General features: G+C 36.1%; 17 protein-coding genes. 12 read left to right on the forward strand and 5 right to left on the reverse strand.

The genetic code is table 11. From position 1 onward, the window contains the following. Positions 1-25: 25 nt before the first annotated feature. The 6 genes from ABDJ41_RS05530 to ABDJ41_RS05555 all read left to right on the forward strand — a co-directional run bounded on the left by ABDJ41_RS05530 (position 26) and on the right by ABDJ41_RS05555 (position 9,325). Entirely contained in the window at positions 26-355 is a 330-nt protein-coding gene (locus tag ABDJ41_RS05530) for a DMT family transporter (RefSeq protein WP_349784813.1), read from the forward strand. Positions 356-521: 166 nt separating this feature from the next. Continuing rightward, the gene (locus ABDJ41_RS05535; protein WP_349784814.1) at positions 522-1,472 is read left to right on the forward strand and encodes a hypothetical protein; all 951 of its coding nucleotides are present in this window, start codon (positions 522-524) and stop codon (positions 1,470-1,472) included. A 94-nt stretch (positions 1,473-1,566) separates the two neighbouring features. Next, positions 1,567-2,931, forward strand: coding sequence for a PP2C family protein-serine/threonine phosphatase (locus tag ABDJ41_RS05540; RefSeq protein ID WP_349784815.1), 1,365 nt, complete (start codon positions 1,567-1,569; stop codon positions 2,929-2,931). 54 nt (positions 2,932-2,985) lie between these two features. Further along, the gene (locus tag ABDJ41_RS05545; RefSeq protein WP_349784816.1) at positions 2,986-6,969 is read left to right on the forward strand and encodes an FtsW/RodA/SpoVE family cell cycle protein; all 3,984 of its coding nucleotides are present in this window, start codon (positions 2,986-2,988) and stop codon (positions 6,967-6,969) included. Between the two features lie 10 nt (positions 6,970-6,979). Beyond that, a complete protein-coding gene (locus ABDJ41_RS05550; protein WP_349784817.1) occupies positions 6,980-7,774 on the forward strand; it encodes an FHA domain-containing protein in 795 nt (264 codons plus the stop codon). Between the two features lie 9 nt (positions 7,775-7,783). Next, the gene (locus tag ABDJ41_RS05555; protein ID WP_349784818.1) at positions 7,784-9,325 is read left to right on the forward strand and encodes a serine/threonine protein kinase; all 1,542 of its coding nucleotides are present in this window, start codon (positions 7,784-7,786) and stop codon (positions 9,323-9,325) included. Between the two features lie 74 nt (positions 9,326-9,399). On the opposite strand, the gene ABDJ41_RS05560 is transcribed toward ABDJ41_RS05555, so the two are convergent. Then, positions 9,400-9,834, reverse strand: a complete 435-nt coding sequence (locus ABDJ41_RS05560; protein ID WP_349784819.1) for an Hsp20/alpha crystallin family protein — start codon at positions 9,832-9,834, stop codon at positions 9,400-9,402. 98 nt (positions 9,835-9,932) lie between these two features. On the opposite strand from ABDJ41_RS05560, the gene ABDJ41_RS05565 reads away from it, so the two are divergent. Next, a complete protein-coding gene (locus ABDJ41_RS05565; protein ID WP_349784820.1) occupies positions 9,933-10,421 on the forward strand; it encodes an acyl-CoA thioesterase in 489 nt (162 codons plus the stop codon). Here the strand turns inward: ABDJ41_RS05565 and ABDJ41_RS05570 are convergent. After that, complete coding sequence (locus ABDJ41_RS05570; protein WP_349784821.1) at positions 10,418-10,792, reverse strand: dihydroneopterin aldolase; 375 nt, start codon at positions 10,790-10,792, stop codon at positions 10,418-10,420. The genes ABDJ41_RS05565 and ABDJ41_RS05570 overlap by 4 nt on opposite strands. 97 nt (positions 10,793-10,889) lie before the next feature. Between ABDJ41_RS05570 and ABDJ41_RS05575 the strand changes: the two genes are divergently transcribed. Genes ABDJ41_RS05575 through ABDJ41_RS05590 form a run of 4 tightly spaced genes read left to right on the forward strand, consistent with a single transcriptional unit; the run spans position 10,890 to position 16,028 of the window. Then, positions 10,890-12,080 carry an acyl-CoA dehydrogenase family protein gene (locus ABDJ41_RS05575; RefSeq protein ID WP_349784822.1) on the forward strand — a complete coding sequence of 397 codons (1,191 nt, stop codon included), beginning with the start codon at positions 10,890-10,892 and terminating at the stop codon, positions 12,078-12,080. A 38-nt stretch (positions 12,081-12,118) separates the two neighbouring features. Then, on the forward strand, positions 12,119-14,794 hold the full coding sequence (locus tag ABDJ41_RS05580; protein ID WP_349784823.1) for a DUF3857 domain-containing protein: 2,676 nt from the start codon (positions 12,119-12,121) through the stop codon (positions 14,792-14,794). A gap of 4 nt (positions 14,795-14,798) precedes the next feature. Beyond that, the gene (locus tag ABDJ41_RS05585) at positions 14,799-15,182 is read left to right on the forward strand and encodes an SRPBCC domain-containing protein (RefSeq protein ID WP_349784824.1); all 384 of its coding nucleotides are present in this window, start codon (positions 14,799-14,801) and stop codon (positions 15,180-15,182) included. Between the two features lie 45 nt (positions 15,183-15,227). Beyond that, positions 15,228-16,028 (forward strand): hypothetical protein, encoded by an 801-nt coding sequence (locus tag ABDJ41_RS05590; RefSeq protein WP_349784825.1) that lies wholly within the window; start codon positions 15,228-15,230, stop codon positions 16,026-16,028. 73 nt (positions 16,029-16,101) lie between these two features. On the opposite strand, the gene lysA is transcribed toward ABDJ41_RS05590, so the two are convergent. Both lysA and ABDJ41_RS05600 read right to left on the reverse strand, forming a co-directional pair. After that, positions 16,102-17,256 carry a diaminopimelate decarboxylase gene (gene lysA, locus ABDJ41_RS05595; protein WP_349784827.1) on the reverse strand — a complete coding sequence of 385 codons (1,155 nt, stop codon included), beginning with the start codon at positions 17,254-17,256 and terminating at the stop codon, positions 16,102-16,104. 191 nt (positions 17,257-17,447) lie between these two features. After that, complete coding sequence (locus ABDJ41_RS05600; protein WP_349784828.1) at positions 17,448-18,761, reverse strand: aspartate kinase; 1,314 nt, start codon at positions 18,759-18,761, stop codon at positions 17,448-17,450. A gap of 250 nt (positions 18,762-19,011) precedes the next feature. Between ABDJ41_RS05600 and ABDJ41_RS05605 the strand changes: the two genes are divergently transcribed. Next, the gene (locus tag ABDJ41_RS05605; protein ID WP_349784829.1) at positions 19,012-20,745 is read left to right on the forward strand and encodes a phospho-sugar mutase; all 1,734 of its coding nucleotides are present in this window, start codon (positions 19,012-19,014) and stop codon (positions 20,743-20,745) included. A gap of 8 nt (positions 20,746-20,753) precedes the next feature. Here the strand turns inward: ABDJ41_RS05605 and ABDJ41_RS05610 are convergent, their stop codons facing one another. Continuing rightward, entirely contained in the window at positions 20,754-21,194 is a 441-nt protein-coding gene (locus tag ABDJ41_RS05610; RefSeq protein ID WP_349784830.1) for a response regulator, read from the reverse strand. Positions 21,195-21,210 lie beyond the last annotated feature (16 nt).

Raw genomic sequence — 21,210 nt, forward strand, 5'->3', positions numbered from 1 at the left:
GCGGTAACAAAAAGAGCATGTAACTATGAACTGGATAATACTAATCCTTGGAGGGTTTTTCGAAGTTGGATTTACTTTGTGTCTGGGAAAGGCAAAAGAGGCCGTAGGCATAACCATGTATTCCTGGTATGCCGGGTTTATTGCCTGTCTTTTCATTAGTATGTATCTTCTGCTAAAAGCAACACAAACTTTGCCACTAGGTACTGCATATGCAGTATGGACTGGTATTGGTGCTGTGGGTACTGTTCTGATAGGTATTTTTGTATTCAAGGAACCAGCTACTTTTTTAAGATTGTTTTTTATTGCCACCTTAATTGGCTCTATTATAGGTCTTAAAATGGTTTCATCTCACTAAAACCGTTATTCTTTGATAAGTTAAAGGATTATTTATGAACAGGAATCTGTGAATGATAAGCAATTCCAAGGATATTCTTAAGACAACGGTTATTTTTGCATCTTTAATAATGAATTAACTAGCTTTACCGTTATATAGAAATTTACACACCATTAAACCTTTATAGATGGAAGAAAAACCTTCTTTTTGGCAGAGAATAGGTATTCAGGATTGGTTTTTAAGTAGTAATAATACGGGGCCAGCAACTAAAACACAGCCGCTTACACCAGATACGATTTATAAATATATCATTGAGAAATTCAAAGAATCAATTGCGGATCTCTCTTTTGCGGAACGTGTAGTCTTTTACCATGAATACATCATTTGTTTAAATACTGAAGATTACCGATCCTTCATGGACAATAAAAATGGAATGTTCGGATTAATTGCTCAGGAATCAGTAAAAACATTCTACGACATACTGAATGACTATTCTCTTTCAGGAAAAAGTGTAGAGCCTTCCAGTAATAAATGGGTGTTTCGTTTTGTAGCACATCCGGATTATAAATCCGGAGATAAAGGCTTTATTGGTAAATTAATGCCCGATGCCGGACAGAAGCAGGAAAATCTCAGAGTGACTTTCATTCCTAGACATACCGGCCTTGCACAAACATTTGACATTAGCAATGACTTGCTTAAAGACTTTATATTTTACAGTGAGGGATATTATGAAATCCCATATATTGCCAATATAAAATCTCCGACAAAAAACAAAGTCGTACCAGAAAATATATTACTGGCCAGATTTGAAACGACTTTACCAGATCAGGCGTATACTGGCCAGAAGCTGGAATACCTGATGAAATTTAATGATATTACGATTTCTGGAAATGAGGAATCAAGAACAGATGACAATATATTTAAAATCCCGTCCGACTGGGTAAACTCCCCTCATCTTCAAATTCGTTACAACAAAACTGCTGAGAAATTCTTCCTTTCATCCTTTGGGGAGAAAACAATTCTAAATGAAAACCTTGTTGAAAGAAGTAATCCTGATGATCCTCAATGGGTAGAATTGCCTCTGAATTCGAGAATTATTCTAAATGGAATTATTGGAATTAATATTTTTAAAGCCTGATTTATGTCGCAAATACTCTCTATAGCGTTATTGATCTTGTGTGTGATGCTACTGATAGCACATTTTGTAGCTATAAAAAAATCGACCAGCAAGAATGGATAGAAACTATTTTGGAATAACAGATGCCGGAAAAGTGCGCAGCAATAATGAAGATACTTTTATTGCTCAAAGAATAGAGGGAACAGACTATATTCTTGCTTGTGTTATTGATGGCGTTGGTGGCTATACCGGTGGTGAAGTGGCAGCAGCTGTTGCCAGAAAAACTGTTCTTAGACTAATGGACAAACCTGCAGGTGATTTATCATTACTTATGCAAGCTATTTTTGCTGAAGCAAATGAACAGATTCTTGAAGCAAAGAAACTAAACAAAGAGCACGAGGACATGGCTTGTGTGATGACACTGGCACTTGCAGATCTGAAAAATAACCAGTTCTATTATGCTCACGTTGGCGATACCAGAATCTACTTATTACGTGATAGCTCATTGATAAAGATATCTAAAGACCAGTCTTTCGTTGGTTTTATGGAAGATTCAGGACGTTTAACAGAGGAACAGGCAATGCAACACCCTAAGCGTAATGAAATCAATAAAGCACTGGGGTTTGCTGGAAATATAGGTATACAGAAAGATTATGTCGAGACGGGACACTCCCCTTTTCTGCCTGGCGATCTGATTCTGCTTTGCAGTGATGGTTTATCCGACATGGTAAATAAGCAAGGTATAACTGACATTTTATTACAATATGAACAGTTAGAGCAAAAAGGAATACAATTAATTGATGCTGCCAATACCAATGGTGGCCGCGACAATATCACCGTGGTATTAGTTAAAAATGATAATGAAGCTTTTGTTCATGAAGTTACAAAGCCTATTTCAAGACCTAAAAAAAAGAAGGAAATAACCATTATTCCTGAAACCACATTAAAAGCTGATGAAAGTTCAAAGCCTAATAATTCATTAGCAAAGGACACTGTAAAAACTTCTTCCAAAGACTTTAGTCCTTTAATAAAGATTATCATCTTTATAATTCTTGCAGCTATCGCTTTTACTTTCTGGAAGCAATGGTATAATAATGAGCTTGAAAATAAACACCAATTGCCCGACGCTGTTGTGTTTAACAAATATGCTCAGGCATTGAAACTACAAGATACACTGGATAAATTAGAAGGCAATATATTGATACTGGATGATTCTGTATTTAAATCACCAATATTAATTGCAGAACCCATCAGGATAAAAAGGGACAGTTTGTATTTAAAAGCCAGCGGGAACATTACTATCAAAAGTGACAGTGGATACAAGGGGCAACCATTTTTAATTGCTCCTGCCAACAGAAGTGTTTTATTGGAAAACTTTACATTAGAAAACTTTGAGGATCTTAATTCATTGGAAAGAAAAGGCATTTTATTAAAGAATGTACAATTCATCACCACTGGGGCTAAAGTTAATAATAAATAATAATTAACTGTAAATCAGTAGTTAATTGTAAATAAAGTAAATTAAAAATTTAATATGTCAGAGCAGATAAGACAAAGCCCAAACAGGAAAGCTGAGCGTATATTTTTACTGCTTGCAACCCTTATACTGGGTGCCTTATTCGTGACATTATATTTTGCTCAACAAGAAAACTTTAAGGATGTATACAAGCGCCTTAATGAAGGTACGATGATGAACCTTAATGAGCCTGATCCAGGTAAGAAAATCAAAACACTGCTCACTAAAGGTTATTATTTTGAGGACAAAAATGATGTACTACTCATTGAAAATGTAGTCTCAAATAGTACTTTATTACATAAAGAACCTATTGATAACATAGGTGAACTGAATAAAAAGAACTTCTTTGTACCTGCAGATGTAGCTTTTTCCAATGGTGGAAAGAACTTTAAAGAGCGTGTGCTTGCTTCTCGTATGTTGCTCGGATTTTCAGGAAATGATTCATTAAAATATAAGCAGGAACTAAGAAATCCGGAGAAACTTCCGGCCGGCAGAGATTTCAAACAAGGTAGCTTTAGTATTAAAGGAAAGATTATAGATACAGCAAAAAATGCAGTGTCTGGGGTTTTGGTGAGAGTACAGATGATCCTGCCGCAAGACACTTCGTACAATGAAGATGAAGTGATGAATGATTTTATCTCTTACGTCCGTACCGATGCAAATGGTAATTATAGCTTCCGACATCTACCTGATGGTAAGGCTTATGGAGTACTCCCGCTAAAGCCTGGCTTTCAGTATGGAAGGTCACTGGGACTACAAGAACTTGATGAAGACGCAACGTTTAATTTCAGGCAATCACCACATAGTATTAAGCTATTCTCGACCAGAGATTTTAAAATTCTAAAAAAAGAGAAGTCTTTAATTGTACGAACACCTGAGTCGTACAACCAATGGTACTGGATTATTGTAGTTAGTTTTTTGGCAGGTTTCTTCCTGCTCCATATCTTCATGACAGTTAAACGTCCGCAGGCCGATCAGTTGATATTACCTGTTATAATGATCATGACGGGCTTATCATTTCTTACTTTACTTAGTCTGCAGGATCCACTAAGGGATAGGTTCTTAGCAAGAGATAGTCTTGTCTTTTATGGACTGGGGGTTTTAAGTATCCTCATTATGCTTTCTGTTAACTTGCGTAAATTCAATGTAGACTCTCGGGTATACAGAATGCTATTGGTAAAGGATGTCTTTAGTAAGGCTAAAGGATGGCAATGGGCTATTGCGGCCTTAGGTTTGCTCGCATTGACTATCGTATTTGGTACTGGTCCTGAAGGAAGTGGTGTGAAAGTGAACCTTTTTGGCGTACAGCCAAGTGAGATTGTTAAATATTCCATCATTCTATTTCTGGCTGGTTTTTTTGCTTCAAATGAACGGTTTATCACAGAATACAGCAGCTGGCATAAACGTTGGTTCTTTTTCTCCTTTGCATTAATAGCAATGGTGATCGCTATATTAATGTATTTATTGCTGGGCGATTTGGGCCCTGCAATGGTTGTTTGTTTTACTTTCATCATTCTTTTCTCTTTTTCAAGAGGCGATTTTATGATGATGCTTACGGCAATTATTATCTATGTGTTTAGCGCCTGGTTTTTAAATGTATGGATAGCCACCCTATCTACCATTACCCTGGTTTCTTTAATCATGATGATTAATAAGAAAACTAGTGAATCAGCCATGATGATCATTATAGTTATGGCTGCTTTCTTGCTGATTGACCAGGTTCCCTACTTAGGAGAATTAATTCCAGGACCTGTAAACAGGCTTTCAGAACGTAAGTCGATATGGCAGGACCCATGGAACAACGAAGTTTACGGGGGCGATCAGGTTGCTAATGGCATCTGGGCTATGGCAAGTGGTGGTATTAGTGGACAAGGTGTTGGAAAGGGTTTTGCTAAAACAATACCTGAAGCACATACCGATATGATCTTACCAGCAATTGGCGAAGAATTTGGCTGGGCAGGCATTATTGGCATTTTTATATTATTTCTGGTGTTTTTACATCGCTCTATTATTATTGGGCGACAAACTGGTATGCCCTTCCTCTTCTACTTGTCTGCTGGTGTCGGCATCAGTTTATTTGTACAATTTTTACTGATTGCGGGTGGATCCACAGGGGCGCTTCCATTATCGGGTGTTGCCTTGCCTTTTATCAGCTATGGAGGTTCTTCCTTAGTGGCAAATATGCTTGCGGCTGGTTTTCTGCTATCTATATCTCTGGTTAAAGGGTCGGAAGTCCAGATGGCTTATATCACTAAGCAGCAGGATAAAAATCTCGTTCCGGCATTACTTGCGGCAAGTATTGCTATACTATTACTTACAGTAACAGTGTCTAAGTACATTGTAAGCAATAATAAATGGGTTGTACAACCTGCGTTGGTTGCAGATAGAAGTGGGGCACGTATGTTTAGTTACAATCCACGAATAGCTATATTAATGAATAAACTTGCAGCTGGCGATTTGTTTGACCGAAATGGCCGTGTACTTGCAACGAGTAATCCTGAACACATTAAAAAACAAAGTAGCGAACTTAGTGCTGCTGGTATTAGTTACAATCTGGATTCAGCAGAACATAAACGGGTAGACAGATATTACCCTTTTGAGGAACAGATGTTCTTCTGGACTGGCGACAACAATACCGGAATATTTAATGGAAGTACAAATGGTTATTTCGCGGAGTATGAACATGCTGCAGAATTAAGAGGTTTTAAAACGCCTGTAATTTCGTTTAATACAAATGCGAACAAATACCAGAAAAACCGCTTTTTACCTCGTGGGGTAAAAGAAATGACAGTTAGCAAAAGAGATTATTCTGCACTTGCTCCTCTTTTATTATCAGGTTTAAATAGCGATGAAGTGCAAGCATTTAAAAAGCGCAACAGAGATGTGAAGCTTACCATTGATGCAGGCCTGCAGACTACCATTCAGAACACAATGGCTCAGGATACAAGTATCAGAAACAGTAGAGTTTCTGTAGTTATCATGGAAGACCATACTGGTGATGTACTTGCTTCAGCATTGTTTCCGCTGCCTCCTGTTAAAAATTGGGATTTGCTAAATATGACAAGCACAGAGCAGAATAAGTTATCTGGTTGGTACACTACTGCCGATTTAGGCTTTACCACAGCTACTCCGCCTGGTTCGACAGCTAAAGTGCTTACTGCTATGGCTGCCTTCAATAAGTTGGGACCTGATGCAGCAAAGAGGGTGTTTTCTGTTAGCGCAGCAGAAAGAATCAGAACAAAAGGGATTGAGCCTGATGAAACTGGTAATATTAACCTGGAACGTGCCTTGGTGAAATCGAATAATGTGTACTTTATAAAAATTGCTAACGAAGAACACCTGCAAGATGAAATGGCTACATTGTATTTAAAAACAGGCATGTTTCTGCGTGGTGTAGGTGGTTATTATTATGGGCGGGATACAAGTAATGTTAAACAGGAAGCTAAATGGAAGGCTTTCTGGGAAAAAACAGAATTTAATACTAAGCCAAAATACGATCCGGCGAGGATTCGTCGCACAAGGGCTAAAGGGATTTCCGGAATGGCCTGGGGACAAGGTGAACTGATCGCCACGCCTGCTGCTATAGCCAGACTTGTATCCGGTGTTGCCAATAAAGGAAATGTAGTAGCAAATCGATATGTGCTTAAAATAAGTGATTCTACTACATCAGTTAATGCTTCTGTTAAAATAGCAAATACACCCCAATATGCTGAACTGATCAGCAGCTATATGTTAAAGCAAAGTGAAAACAAGACGTATACTTTAGGTATAAAAGTAGCCGGTAAAACAGGTACTCCTGAACGAATATGGAAAGGCCAGCAGATCAACGATGGTTGGTATACCTTTTTTGCACCAAAAGCAGATGGAAAGGGTAATGTAGTAGTTTGTATCAGAATTGAATCTACACGTGGATCCAGCAAAGCAGTTAAACTAGCCGGACAACATGTAGTCCCGGCTTTGTTGAAATTGGGTTATTTAAAAAAAGAAGCGAAAAAATCTTAAACTAAATCATATGTTTAATTTATTTAATAAACGTCATCAGGAACAACCGCAGGATGTAAAAGCGATCAGGGAGCATCTGCTATCGGGGATCAAACAGGAATTACAGAAACTGGAAGGTGGTGAAGGTAAACATATAAAAGGCCTTGCTTTGTTCATTGCATGCTTACCTACAGAAAGACATATGTATGAATCGGCTATTTTTGCTGATGATGACATTAGGTTCAAAAACGAAATACAGCGTATTGCTGATGATTTTGCAATTGATCTGCCAGGAAACTGGACAATGCAAACTAACTTCATTGAAGAATTACCGGGAGATGCTATAAAATTAAATGGTTTAAACGCTGCGCTTTACATCAGGACTCCAGAACACGTAGTCGTAACCCGTTCTAAAACTGCTTATATTCGTCCTTTAAACGGAGAGTCTGAGAAAAAAGAATATAAAATAAGTGCTTCTGATGGCAAAATAAATATAGGAAGAGAGCATAAGGTTCAGGCAAGTGATGGTTTTTTCAGGATTAACCATATCGCTTTTCCTGATAACAGTTCTGATGAAGCGAATAAATTTATCAGCAGGCAACATGCACATATTGAATGGGATTCAGATACCGGATCTTTTCTTTTATTTGCAGATGAAGGTGGTATTCCTCCTCGCAATAAAGTAAAAATAAGATCATTGGGAGATCATAACCCTGTGAAATTAAATGTTACAGAGCTTGGGCATACATTGCAGGAAGGTGATCAGATTATCTTAGGTGAGCTTGCTGTTTTAGAATTTAGTTATATTGAAGTTGGTCATAATTAATATAGTACAATGAGTAAAGTTTTTACAATAACAGAAGGATTAGAAAATCTTGGTGCTTTAAGTACAGGTGGACAAGGGTCTGTGTATAAGGGTAAACGTACAGGAACTATTATCACAGCAGTGAAAATTATGCCTACTCCAATTCACACCGAAAGTGAGGATGATAAGAACTTCATTAAATTTAAAAATGAAGTAGAAAAACTCAAAAAGGTGAATGAAGTACCTAATCCGAATGTTGTAAAAATTCTCGGTTCAGGGCTCACTGAAAGCGGCTCCTTCCCTTTTATTGAAATGGAATATATTGAAGGACCAGATCTCGAAAAACTGCTGATGCCTCCTCATTCTCCAATATTTACTATTCATGAGGTGATTAAACTGGCTGAACAACTGGCAAATGCGCTTGCTCACTGCCATCGTGTAGGTATTAAGCATGGAGATATAAAAAGTAATAATGTAAAATTTAACAATGAAACAGGTAATTATGTATTACTTGATTTCGGACTAGCTATTATGTCTGATGAACAGCGTCGTACGAGTTTACGTCATGCTGGTGCTGTAGAATTCATGGCTCCCGAGCAGCATGATGGTGAGATGTTCTTTCAGACAGATGTTTATAGTTATGGCATTATACTATATGAATTACTTGCTGGAACAGTTCCTTTTCCTTTGATCAATAAAAACGAAAGCTCTCGTAATCAGGTTATGGTATCGCACATGGAAGCTCAGATCCCTGATCTTATGAATCTGCGCAGGAACCGATTACCTCAAAGTTGGGATGACGAGAAAAGAAAGAAAGAAATGCATGTTCCGCAATGGCTGCTTGAGGTAATTAAGAAATGTCTGGAGAAAAGTCCTGAAAAAAGATATTCCAATGGAGCTGCTTTGCAGGATGCTATTGTATATCGGGGTGGAGAATTTATAGCTCCCCTTGAGATAGTATCTACCCCAATTTCTACTTTAAAGAAGGAAGCTAAATTGCAGATTGAAGATTCTGATGGAATTAAATTATCTAAACCTGTATTTGCTATTATGATCCTTTCTATCATTATATTAGCTATGCTATCTGCTTACGGACTGCTATCACAAGTTGAGAGCATCCATAACCAAGCTGCAATAGATACAATGCAAACTGCAAAAGTAGATACAACTGAAAGTATTCCTATAACTCATATCGATACTACCACACAGGTACAACCTGTTACAATTGATACAGCTGCTCAAAAAGCTGAGATTGATAGCCTAAAAAAGGAGTATGAGGCGCAAATGGCTGCAGCAGCAAAAAGAGCGGAAGCTGAAGCTAAGGCTAAAGAAGCTGCAGGTACTTTTATTGTTAGTGAAGGAAAAAAATATCAACTCCCTAAAGGAACTGTTTATTTTTATGATGCAGCGAGTGCCAGTTCACAAAGAAATGGTGTGCTGGGTTTATGGAACAACGCTAAGTTCAACGTAATTGAGGAAGACAAGGGCTTTATTTATGTAACACATACGAATAAGGATGGACAGGTTACTAAAGGCTGGCTAAATAAGAGTGATCTTAAGGAAGTTAATTAGGAGAAGCATGGTGCAAAAAAAAACAGGCTGATCATATCGATACAGCCTGTAACTTAAAAACCAAATTAACCTTATTATGAAACTTTTATTTCTTTTGTTGCTGATTTAGACTCATCTTTTTTACCTATGGTAATGTTCAGAATGCCATTTGTATATTCAGCTGTAATTTTATCTCCGTCTACACTTTCAGGCAAGACAAATGATCTGGCGAAAGAATAATAGTCGAATTCTTTTCTTGTATAATCCTTTTCAGCTTCAACTTCTGTAGTTTTTTTCTCTGCCCAAACTGACAGTGTATCTTTTTTCAGGTTAATCTGAAAATCCTCTTTTGTTAAACCTGGTGCAGCTAACTCAATTTTGTAATCTGCTTCTGTTTCTAAGATGTTAACTCCGGGGATTTTATTAACCGTTAAATTTTTATTTAATGCTTCGCTAAACAATGAGTCGAATACATTGTTGAAATAGGGTGCAGTGTTTCTGGTTCTGTTGTTAAATTTTACTAGTGTCATGATTGTTCCTCCTGTTTTATGTTCTTTTATGATTTACTATTTTAATATTATAATTTATACTAACCGAATGTTCAACTCTTATACCAACCCATTTAATTATGATTTTTAAGACATTATGGCGTAATAAAAATAAAAAAACAGACAGAAAGTCAGTAATAGTTAATACTTCCGACAGTTTTAAGTATAAAGCCGAGATAGAAACACGTTTTGCAGATTTTGATATGATGGGTCATGTAAACAATGCTATATATTTCACATACCTCGAAATTGCAAGAGCTAAATACTGGAACTATGCAATAAAGTGGGATTGGAAAAAGACAGGTGTTGTGATTGCAAGTGCTTCTTTAGATTATGTTTTACCCATACTACTTGAAGACAAAATCAGTATAAATGTCCGCACATCAAGAATTGGTAAAAGTAGCTTTGACCTTGAATACCTGGTGGTGAAAATGGTTAATGGCAAGGAAGAAGTTTGCGCTACAGGTAAAACTACCTGCGTTGCATTTGATTATGAAAACAGATGTTCATTTCCAATACCAGAGGAAGAAAAAGCACGTATGATCTCATTTGAGCAATTGGACAGTTAAGCAGTTTTATAACTTAACTGCACGAAAGAATGTCCTATTTCGCCGGGCATTGGTGGGTTTAGCTTTTTAATGCCAACTGTGGTCGTTAATATAAATGGATAATTAGAAACAGTTCTATCAATGATGTTTTTAACGACGGTTTCCAACATTTTTTGAGTATTAGCCATTTCTTCCAATATGATGGTATTCAATACTTCATAGTTTACGGTATGTTGCAGATTCTCTGTTTCTCCAAAAGGAATAAATTCTACTACTATATCTACTAAAAAATAGATACCAGTTAACTGCTCTTCAGGATAATAGCCGTGTAAGGCAAAGCATTTAACATCTTTTAGGGCAACGGTTTGCACATATCCGGGATTTGATGACATCTTGAAATCTATTTTTCGTTAAGTATTAACCTGCCCTACCTTGAATTCATTACCTTTGATAAGACAGCTGATTGATCACCCAAATATAACGTAAACAATGAATAAATCTATCAAGAAAGACCTTTACGAAGCTCCAGACTATTATTTATTAGATGAATTATTGTCGGAAGAACATAAGCTGATCCGTTCTACTGCACGTGATTGGGTGAAAATGAACATTAGTCCTATTATTGAAGATTATGCTCAAAAAGCTGAATTTCCTAAACAAATTATTAAAGGATTAGGTGAAATAGGTGCTTTTGGCCCCACAATACCAGTTGAATATGGAGGTGCTGGCCTTGATTATATTTCTTACGGGATCTTAATGCAAGAGATTGAACGTGGTGATTCAGGCATTCGCTCTACTGCCTCTGTACAGGGTTCATTGGTGATGTATCCGATTTTCACCTATGGTACTGAAGAACAAAAAAGAAAGTATTTACCAAAACTGGCTACAGGTGAGTTAATGGGGTGCTTTGGGCTTACTGAGCCCGATCATGGTTCTGATCCGGGTGGTATGGTCACTAATATAAAAGATAAAGGAGATTATTACTTATTGAATGGGGCCAAGATGTGGATTTCTAATTCTCCTTTTGCTGATATTGCTGTCGTTTGGGCCAAAGAAGAATCTGGAAAAGTACGGGGGCTCATTGTAGAACGTGGTATGGAAGGATTTACTACACCAGAAACACATCATAAATGGAGCCTGAGAGCTTCGGCAACCGGCGAACTGGTTTTTGATAATGTAAAAGTGCCTAAAATTAATATTTTTCCGGATATAACTGGCTTAAAGGGGCCATTGGGTTGTTTAAACCAAGCTAGGTACGGCATTGCCTGGGGAGCTTTAGGGGCTGCGATGGACTGTTATGATACAGCACTACGATATTCAAAAGAAAGAATTCAGTTCGACAAACCTATTGGAAGTTTTCAATTGCAGCAGAAAAAACTGGCAGAAATGATCACTGAGATTACTAAAGCTCAATTGCTAGTATGGAGGCTGGGTGTACTTAAAAATGAAAACAGAGCGAGTCCAGAGCAGATATCAATGGCTAAAAGAAACAGTGTTGAGGTTGCATTAAATATAGCCAGGAATGCCAGGCAAATGCTTGGTGGCATGGGTATTACTGGCGAATATTCTATTATGCGACATATGATGAATCTGGAATCAGTTGTTACTTATGAGGGCACACACGATATTCATCTATTAATTACAGGTATGGATGTAACTGGAATAAATGCTTTTAAGTAAAAAATTATTAGATTAGCAGTTACCAATCTTTAACCACTATGCTTCTTAAAACGCTCTGGGTATCTCTTATCCTATGTCTTGCTATATCTTATTCAAGTCATGGGCAAAATAAAAACTTCAACATTAATAAAACCAATCCCTCCTGGCTGCAAAAAGTAGAACCAAAACATAAGAGGCCGGCCGATAAAGATATTTCTGATGGATATTTTATTGCATTTTATGGGAGTCAAACCCATGCAGAATTGGAGGAGGATTATACACATCTGATCAGAGAAATTGTTTCCGATGCAGGTGTTCAGAATGGCTCTCAAATCTCAGTAACTTATGACCCTGGCTTTCAGAAGCTCATCTTCCATAAGGTTCTGGTATGGCGTAATGGTAAATCATCCGATCGTTTAAATACAAAGGCATTTAAATTCCTCCAGTCAGAAAAAGACCTCTCCCGCTTTATTTACAGTGGTACTTTTGATGCATTAATGGTTCTTGATGATGTAAGAAAAGGAGATAGAATAGAATTTGCCTATACCTTAAAGGGCTCCAACCCTATTTATGGAAAAAATTATACCTCCACCTTGTACTCCGAAGGTTCAAGCAGTATAGGTCACATCTATATGAATGTCATACTCAGCAAAGCAAGAAAACTAAATATCAAAAGTTTCAATGCTGATCCAGCTCCTAAAATTACAGAAAAAGACAATTTAAGGCTGTACGAATGGGAAAATACACTTACTAAAACACATAGGATTACCGATTATGAACCTTCATGGTATAATCCATTAAAAAGAACACAATTAAGCGAATTTTCGAGCTGGTCTGAAGTAGTCGACTGGGGACTTTCTGTAAGTGACTATCCTAATCTTAAAACACCTTTACTAGACAAAAAAGTAAAGGAACTTAAAGCACAGTCAAGAAATATAAAGGATTATATTAAACTGGCGACGAGGTTTGTACAGGATGAAATTAGATATATGGGTATAGAAATTGGAATCTACTCGCACCGACCCAATTCTCCTGAAAAGATTTTACAACAAAGGTATGGCGACTGTAAAGATAAGTCCTTACTATTGGTAAAGATGCTTCAGGCAAATGGCATCAATGCTTATATGACTTATGCTGATAGCTACGGAAGTATATATAGAAATGATTATTTACCTAGTCCATTTATATTTAATCATGTAATTGTTGCAATTGATTATAATAATTACAGAACATGGGTAGATCCTACTATTGCTTATCAGCGCGGAGGTTTTGATGATTTTTATGCGCCAAACTATGGCAATGTATTGGTGCTCAAAAAAGGTGTAAATGCCTTGGAAATGATTGAGAGTAAACCTGTAGGGAAGTTAATCTCAGAGGTGTTGTTCAAAATGGCCGATACAGCTTCTGGGGCAAAAACAACACTACAGATTCATAGTGTTTATACCAGTAATTATGCGGATGATATGCGTTCCGAAATTGCAGGATCTGGCACTGATGACTTACAAAAAAGGTTTTTAGAGTATTTTACTAAAATGTATCCTGAGGTTGAAGTAAAAAACAACCTGGCAATCAAGGACGATGAGGATAGTAATACACTCGAAATTACAGAGTCTTACGAGATCACTGACATCTGGACAGAAGGTAGTAAGCCGGATATTAAACTTGCATATTTTTATGGTGATCTTGTCAGTACGGAACTAAGGACAATAAAAAGTAAGAAACGGATTCCTCCTATTGCTTTAAAACATGCTGTAAATATTGAACAAAACATTACTGTATTAATGCCTTATGCTGTGCCAATTGGGCAGGATAATTTTCATATAGATAGAGATGGTTATTTCTTTGATGTATACATGAATCAAGTTGATTCCACTATAAAATTCAACTATACTTATAGAAACGCAGCAGATCATATTCCGGAAAATAAAATTCAGGAATATATAACTGATGTTAAGAAAATTGATGAATACCTTACTTATACCGTCAATTATGGTGTAAATTCTTCATCAACTGCAGGTTTTAGTTTTTATATGACTTTTCCCTATCTCCTAACAATGGTTGTTGCTGGTTTTTTATTCGTTAGGTTATATTTTAAACAGAGTACATTCGACATTGTACAAATATCTGATGCAATTCCAATTGGAGGCTGGCTTGCTGTAATTGCAATAAGAATTGTTATACTTCCAATAACCTTACTGGCCAAACCTTTTTCATTTAATTTGTTTAGCAAACAACTTTGGGCTAACCTCGGTGATACCAGCCTTAATGCTATAGTATTAAAGGGCGGCTTCATACTTGAAATTATTTTTTATTCTGCTCTCTTTACTTATGGTGTTTTTTGTATGGTTTTGTTTTTCCAAAGAAGAAAGGAATTGCCTAAACATTATATTAAGTTCTGCATCTTGAGTTTAATATTTGTTGTATACGATGCATCCCTTATTGTTTATATGAAGAATTTTCACGACAAAGCTCCAATTAATATTTCTGATATCTACCAACTCGTTCTATCTGTGATTACTAACCTTATTATTATCGGATATTTTTTAAAATCTAAGCGAGTTAAGCAGACATTTGTATTTACTTATCCTAAATTTGAATGGAAATCTGCTTTGCATCGATATTTCGAAGAATTATCCTTTAAAAAGGATGTTCCCGTAGATACAGTACAATCGGAAATTAAAACTGAGTATGAAGAAACTGGGGAAATTAGCCCCATAAGTGAAAAGGAAAATTAACATTATGAAAACTTTTAAAAAATATTATCAGATCCCAGCCTCCCCTGAAGAGGTTTATCTGGCGTTAACGAAAGAACAAAGTATTCAGCTTTGGACAGGTGCCGAAGTGGAATTTACAGAGGAACCAGGTACAGAATTCTCATTGTGGGATGGTGATATTACAGGTAAAAACCTGGAATTTGAATACGGAAAAAGAATAGTGCAACAATGGTACTTTGGAGAAGATAATGAGCCTTCAATCGTAACCATTAAACTTCATGAAGATAAAAAAGGTACTTCATTAGAATTTGTACAAACCAATATACCAGAGGGAGACTTTGAAGATTTCACAGAAGGGCTTGATGAACATTTCATGGGAGGTTTACTCGATTTCTTTGAAGATCAATAACACATTAAATAATCCATTATATATCTAAGTAAGTTCCTAAAAAAAATGAAAAGACAGATTTTGTCATTATTGCTCTTCCCCGTATTAAGTTTATATTCCTGTAGCCGATCTTATCTATCACCTGCCATATCCGGAAATAACATTAGCTATATGGCTAAACCTATGGCCGACAGCGACAAACGGTCAAAAACCTATATTACAGGTACTTTTGCAGGCTCATCTTCTCCTGGAAATTCAGTAAGCTTTGGTACAGGTATATTAAATATACATCGCGCACATACTTATGAGTCATTCAACTTCGCATACGGTGCCTTCGGGTATCTGGGTCAGGCTCAACACAACATACACGAAGTGACTGATGAAAACAAAAATTACCTTCCTTCATTTGATAAAAATGTAAGTGGGTTAGGTTTAAAAACAAGTATTGGTTACCAGGTATTATCAAGTAACGGAAATGTGAATTTCAGAGTTATCAACTGGGAAAATGCATTTAGCAGGGAAATGGGCAGCTATGCCGATTTCAGAAAACTACAGCATGGAACTGGAAATTATACAGATTCTTATATTTCCGATAAAGTCAATGTATGGACTACAGGTCTATCCTCTGAGCTGATTTTTCATGGTAGAAAGAATAAAGAGATTCAACATGCCTTCCGCTTATTTCTGGGTACTACCCCTGGTCTCGCTAAAAGTTTTGACCGTGATCGTGATGCTTATGATTTTACAAACAAATCAACAGCCTGGTCTTTTAATTACCATTTGAACGTACATAACTTTTCTTTCGGTTATGAAGTATCAGAAAATATAAACGTTTCAAGTAAATTTTCATTAGGATATTCCTTCTGACAAAAGATTTGCTGAAACAAAAAATCCCGTAACATGATCATGTTACGGGATTTTTTATTCTTATAATATTAGTTTAAGCTTCTTCGCTATAAACCGATCTGATTTCATCACGAAGGTTATATTTTGAAGCCATCACTTCGCCGTAAGCTCCAGCACTTCTAATGGCATATAAATCTCCTCTGAAAGTTTCTGGTTGCTCTACCTCTTTTCCAAAGCAGTCTGTACTCTCACAGATAGGTCCAACAATATCATACTTTAATACAATATCATTTTCGCGACTTAAATTTTCTATCTTATGATATGCCTGATACAATGCCGGACGCATCAGCTCGGTCATACCTGCATCTAAAACAACAAAATTTTTCTTTTTGCCATTCTTAACATATAAGACTTTGCTAATCAATGAAGCTGATTGTCCTACCAAAGCTCGGCCTAATTCAAAATGAACTTCCTGACCAGCTTTTACATCTAAGAACTCAGAAAAGATTTTAAAATAACTGCTGAAGTCTGGAATCTGTCCATCTGGATTATGGTAATCAATCCCTAAACCTCCACCAACATTAAGCACTTTAACTGTAAATCCTCTTTCTTCAAACCATAAGGCAAATTCATTTACACGTACGCATAGGTTTTTATATACATCCAGATTAGTAATCTGTGAACCTATATGGAAATGAATACCAATAAATTCAATATTTGAAGAAGCTTTTAATGTTTCCGCACACTGTGGTAAATCCCATGAATTAACACCGAATTTGTTTTCATCTAAGCCTGTAGTAATATTATGATGTGTATGCGCATCAACGTTGGGATTAATACGAATTGCCACCCTTGCTTTTTTATTTTTCCCTGCAGCTAATTCATTAATTACTTCTAACTCCTGAACAGATTCAACATTGAAACAAAAAATGTCCTGATCAAGTGCAAGATTAATCTCTTTGTCAGATTTACCTACACCAGCAAAAACAATCTGTCCACTATCAAACCCAGCTTCAACAGCTCTGTTTACTTCACCACCACTTACACAGTCTGCACCAAACCCAACAGCTTTGATACAAGCCAAAACTTTTGGGTTAAAATTCGCTTTCATGGCATAGTGAACATGAAAATTGTATAACTTAGCAGCATCTGCGCAAGTGTTTAAAGTACTTTGCAACAGATTCAGATCGTAATAATAGAAAGGTGTTTCTAAGTTTGCGAAACGTGATATATCTTTATTAGAAAACATAATGTTTAAATATCTTGTTATATTTTTTGTAATTGTACTCGGCTTAATTTACGTAGGCAACAAAATAGATCTTCGAAATCAAAAGATCAGCAAAAAAGAGTATGATAGAAGACTAAGAATCTTTTTCATACTCATTTTTGTTTTTATTGGTATCCTTGTATGGATAAAAAGAAGGTGATAAAACCTAATTCTTATTCAAATAACCTATTGTGTAAACTTCTTAAAGCTTCAGTTTTATCTGCAGTATTGATTAACAATGAAATATTATAGTTACTTCCACCATAAGAAATCATTCTCACTGGTAAATGCTTCATCGCATCCAATACTCTTGATGCATAACCATGTTTTTCTGCGCTAAAATCACCCACTACACAAACAATAGATTGATCATTATCAATTTCTACAGTTCCAAAAGCATGTAACTCTTCAACAATCTTATCCAGGTTATCTGTATAATCAATAGTTAAAGAAACTGCAACTTCAGAAGTAGTGATCATATCAATTGGAGTTTTATACCTTTCAAATATTTCAAAAACTCTTCTCAAGAAACCGTAAGCCAATAACATGCGGCTAGACTGGATCTTAATTGCAGTAATACCATCTTTCGCAGCAATGGATTTAATCTTACCTTTTTCACTGGTTGAAGAAATTAAGGTTCCTGCTGCATTTGGCTCCATGGTATTTAGCAATCGAACTGGAATTTTATATTTCTGTGCAGGAAATACAGATTGTGGATGTAAGATTTTTGCACCGAAATAAGCCAATTCAGCAGCTTCATCAAACGATAAATGAGAAATTGGTTTGGTTCCTTTAACAATTCTGGGATCATTATTGTGCATACCATCAATATCAGTCCAGATCTGAACTTCATCTGCCGAAATTGCTGCACCTATCAATGATGCAGTATAATCACTTCCACCACGTCGCAGGTTATCTACTTCACCAAAACTGTTTCTACAAATAAAACCTTGTGTAATAAAGATTTTATTGTCTTTATGTTGATCCAGGATAGGTTGTAAATGCTTTGTAGTAAAAGGAACATCAGGTTCATTATCTTCATCCATTTTCATAAAGTCCAATGCAGGTAGTAATACTGACGGCACACCTATTGATCTCAGATAAATATGATACAATGTAGTAGATAACAATTCACCTTGAGCTAAAACAATTTTTTCCTCAACTGGGGTGAAAATGTCATTAGCTAAAGTATTTAAGAAGTTAAAATGATAATCAACCACTTCTTGTCCTTGTTCACGACAATCACCTTCAACTAAAAGCTCAATTACAAATTCATTATATTTTTGGTGCAATGCGTTAATTAAATCTAACGCAACCTGTTTATCTTCCTTTAAAAGTTTGGCTGAAATTTCTACTAAGCTATTGGTTGTACCAGACACGGCCGATAATACCACTATTTGTTTTTCTGCAGGATCTATGATATCCAACAATTTTTTCATACGCTCAGGGCTTCCTACCGAAGTGCCTCCAAACTTTAATATTTTCATAATTCTTTAATTGTTTTTAATGGTCATGAAGTTTATTTGTACCCATCATAATTGATATGATGGGTACAAAACAGTTTCATGCGGTTTATTTAATTTTTAATGGTTCAAAGCTGTATAAATAGCTATATTTATTTGCTACAAGTATTTTATTTTTAACCAAAATGGTTATATACTTGTAATCGGGCGTGAATTTAAAGAAATCATGCTTAATAACAGCAAAATAGACAAAATAAAATTTGGAAGGACATATATGCAATTAGAACAGGCTACCTTAAACACCATCAACGAATGGCTAAATGGCAATTACGATGATACAACTAAGAATGAGATACAAAGTCTTTTAAATCAGGAGGCTTACACTGAACTTACAGACTCTTTTTATAGAGATCTGGAGTTTGGGACTGGAGGTTTACGCGGAATAATGGGGCCTGGATCTAACAGAATAAATAAATATACAATCGGTACAGCTACACAAGGATTGGCTAATTATTTAAATAAAAAATATCCTGGTGAAAAGATCAAAGTTGCAATTGCGCACGACAGTCGTAACAATTCTGATTATTTTGCAAAAATTACTGCCGATGTATTTTCAGCAAATGGTATACATGTTTATTTCTTTTCCGCTTTAAGACCAACACCGGAACTGTCTTTCGCTATACGGAACCTTGGCTGTAAAAGTGGTGTTATGCTTACTGCTTCTCATAATCCAAAAGAATATAACGGATACAAAGCTTATGGTGCTGATGGCGGCCAGTTTACTGCTCCGGATGATAAGCTGGTAATGGATGAAGTGGCCAGAATTAAAACTATCGATGAAGTTAAATTTGAAAGTGTAGCAGCCAATATTGAACAAATTGCTGAAGATATTGATCAACTGTACCTTGATAAAATTACAGCTTTATCTGTTTCTCCGGAAGCTATTGCCCGTCAGAAAGACCTTAAAATAGTATTCTCTCCTATTCATGGAACTGGAATTACACTTGTACCTAAAGCTTTAGAACAATTCGGTTTTACCAATTTAACGGTTGTTGAAGAACAAAGTAAGCCAGATGGTAATTTCCCAACAGTTGTTTATCCTAATCCGGAAGAAAAAGAAGCATTAACACTTGCCCTAAAAAAAGCACGTGAAATTGATGCTGACCTGGTAATGGCTACAGATCCTGATGCTGACCGTGTAGGAATTGCAGTTAAAAATCACGATGGAGAGTTTGTATTATTAAATGGTAACCAAACAGGTTCACTCCTTATTAATTATGTACTAACAGCATGGCAGGAAAAAGGCAAGCTAACCGGTAATGAGTATATCGTTAAAACCATTGTTACTTCAAACCTAATTGAAGCAATTGCCAAAGCTAAAAATGTAACCTATTATAATACCTTAACTGGTTTTAAATGGATTGGTCAGATTATGACTCAATTAGAAGGTAAAAGTACTTTTATAGTAGGTGGTGAAGAAAGCTATGGTTACCTGGTAGGTGATTTAGTAAGAGATAAAGATGCGATCGTTTCTTGTGCATTTATTGCAGAGATGACAGCTTTTTATAAAGATAAAGGAAGCAGCCTTTACGATGCTTTATTAAATATGTATGTAGAGTACGGCTTGTATAAAGAAGAGTTGGTTTCTATCACTAAAAAAGGAAAAACAGGTGCAGAGGATATCAAAGCGATGATGGAGAAATTCAGAAACAACCCTCCTGCTACTTTGGGCGGTTCGAAGATTGATACGCTAAAGGATTATGAGCTTGGCGTACAAACAGATTTAAAAACTGGGGTAAAAACCAAATTAGAATTACCTAAGTCTGATGTATTACAATTTATTACTGCAGATGGTAGTATTGTATCTGCGCGCCCATCCGGAACGGAACCTAAGATTAAGTTCTACTGCAGTGTAAATGCACCATTAAGTAATAAGGCTGATTTTAAAGAAGTTGACGCCAGACTTGGCGATAAGATTAAAGCTGTAATGAATGATCTTGAGGTTTAATCTCAAGATCATTCATCGACCAATACTTCAAAATATTGATCTGCGATTTTTGCAAAAGCCTCCTTGTTCAGGGGCTTATGCAAATACGTAGCAATCTCTTCTACATTTGCGGCATGTTGTGCATCATCGGGATTCAAAGATGTGGTTAACATTACAACAATGATTCTTGCCTTATATCTTTCATCAAGATTTTTGTACTCGGCAATAAAATCCCATCCATTCATTCCCGGCATATTGATATCTAAAAAAATAATCCCCGCCTTGGGTGCAGGTTCAATATCTTCATATTTACCAGACTGAGTTAAATAATCCAACGCATCCTTTGCAGATGTTATTTCCTTTACATCTACTATTATTTTTGCATTTTCTACAATTCTACGATGTATAAAATTCGTAGAAATATCATCATCAACTAATAAAACACAATCAAGATCTTTATACTTCTTCATTGATATAATTGTTTTT

Origin of the sequence: Pedobacter sp. ASV1-7, assembly GCF_040203335.1 — a bacterium.
In the GTDB taxonomy this organism is placed as follows: Bacteria; Bacteroidota; Bacteroidia; order Sphingobacteriales; family Sphingobacteriaceae; genus Pedobacter.

What these genes read in the sequence shown, in the direction of transcription:
- ABDJ41_RS05540 (WP_349784815.1), top strand. Translation starts at nt 1,567, where the DNA reads ATGGATAGAAACTATTTTGGAATAACAGATGCCGGAAAAGTGCGCAGC.
- ABDJ41_RS05605 (WP_349784829.1), top strand. Translation starts at nt 19,012, where the DNA reads ATGCAATTAGAACAGGCTACCTTAAACACCATCAACGAATGGCTAAAT.
- ABDJ41_RS05570 (WP_349784821.1), bottom strand. Translation starts at nt 10,792, where the DNA reads ATGTCATCAAATCCCGGATATGTGCAAACCGTTGCCCTAAAAGATGTT.
- ABDJ41_RS05535 (WP_349784814.1), top strand. Translation starts at nt 522, where the DNA reads ATGGAAGAAAAACCTTCTTTTTGGCAGAGAATAGGTATTCAGGATTGG.
- ABDJ41_RS05580 (WP_349784823.1), top strand. Translation starts at nt 12,119, where the DNA reads ATGCTTCTTAAAACGCTCTGGGTATCTCTTATCCTATGTCTTGCTATA.
- ABDJ41_RS05545 (WP_349784816.1), top strand. Translation starts at nt 2,986, where the DNA reads ATGTCAGAGCAGATAAGACAAAGCCCAAACAGGAAAGCTGAGCGTATA.
- ABDJ41_RS05530 (WP_349784813.1), top strand. Translation starts at nt 26, where the DNA reads ATGAACTGGATAATACTAATCCTTGGAGGGTTTTTCGAAGTTGGATTT.
- ABDJ41_RS05600 (WP_349784828.1), bottom strand. Translation starts at nt 18,761, where the DNA reads ATGAAAATATTAAAGTTTGGAGGCACTTCGGTAGGAAGCCCTGAGCGT.
- ABDJ41_RS05550 (WP_349784817.1), top strand. Translation starts at nt 6,980, where the DNA reads ATGTTTAATTTATTTAATAAACGTCATCAGGAACAACCGCAGGATGTA.
- ABDJ41_RS05560 (WP_349784819.1), bottom strand. Translation starts at nt 9,834, where the DNA reads ATGACACTAGTAAAATTTAACAACAGAACCAGAAACACTGCACCCTAT.
- ABDJ41_RS05610 (WP_349784830.1), bottom strand. Translation starts at nt 21,194, where the DNA reads ATGAAGAAGTATAAAGATCTTGATTGTGTTTTATTAGTTGATGATGAT.
- ABDJ41_RS05585 (WP_349784824.1), top strand. Translation starts at nt 14,799, where the DNA reads ATGAAAACTTTTAAAAAATATTATCAGATCCCAGCCTCCCCTGAAGAG.
- ABDJ41_RS05590 (WP_349784825.1), top strand. Translation starts at nt 15,228, where the DNA reads ATGAAAAGACAGATTTTGTCATTATTGCTCTTCCCCGTATTAAGTTTA.
- ABDJ41_RS05575 (WP_349784822.1), top strand. Translation starts at nt 10,890, where the DNA reads ATGAATAAATCTATCAAGAAAGACCTTTACGAAGCTCCAGACTATTAT.
- ABDJ41_RS05565 (WP_349784820.1), top strand. Translation starts at nt 9,933, where the DNA reads ATGATTTTTAAGACATTATGGCGTAATAAAAATAAAAAAACAGACAGA.
- ABDJ41_RS05555 (WP_349784818.1), top strand. Translation starts at nt 7,784, where the DNA reads ATGAGTAAAGTTTTTACAATAACAGAAGGATTAGAAAATCTTGGTGCT.
- lysA (WP_349784827.1), bottom strand. Translation starts at nt 17,256, where the DNA reads ATGTTTTCTAATAAAGATATATCACGTTTCGCAAACTTAGAAACACCT.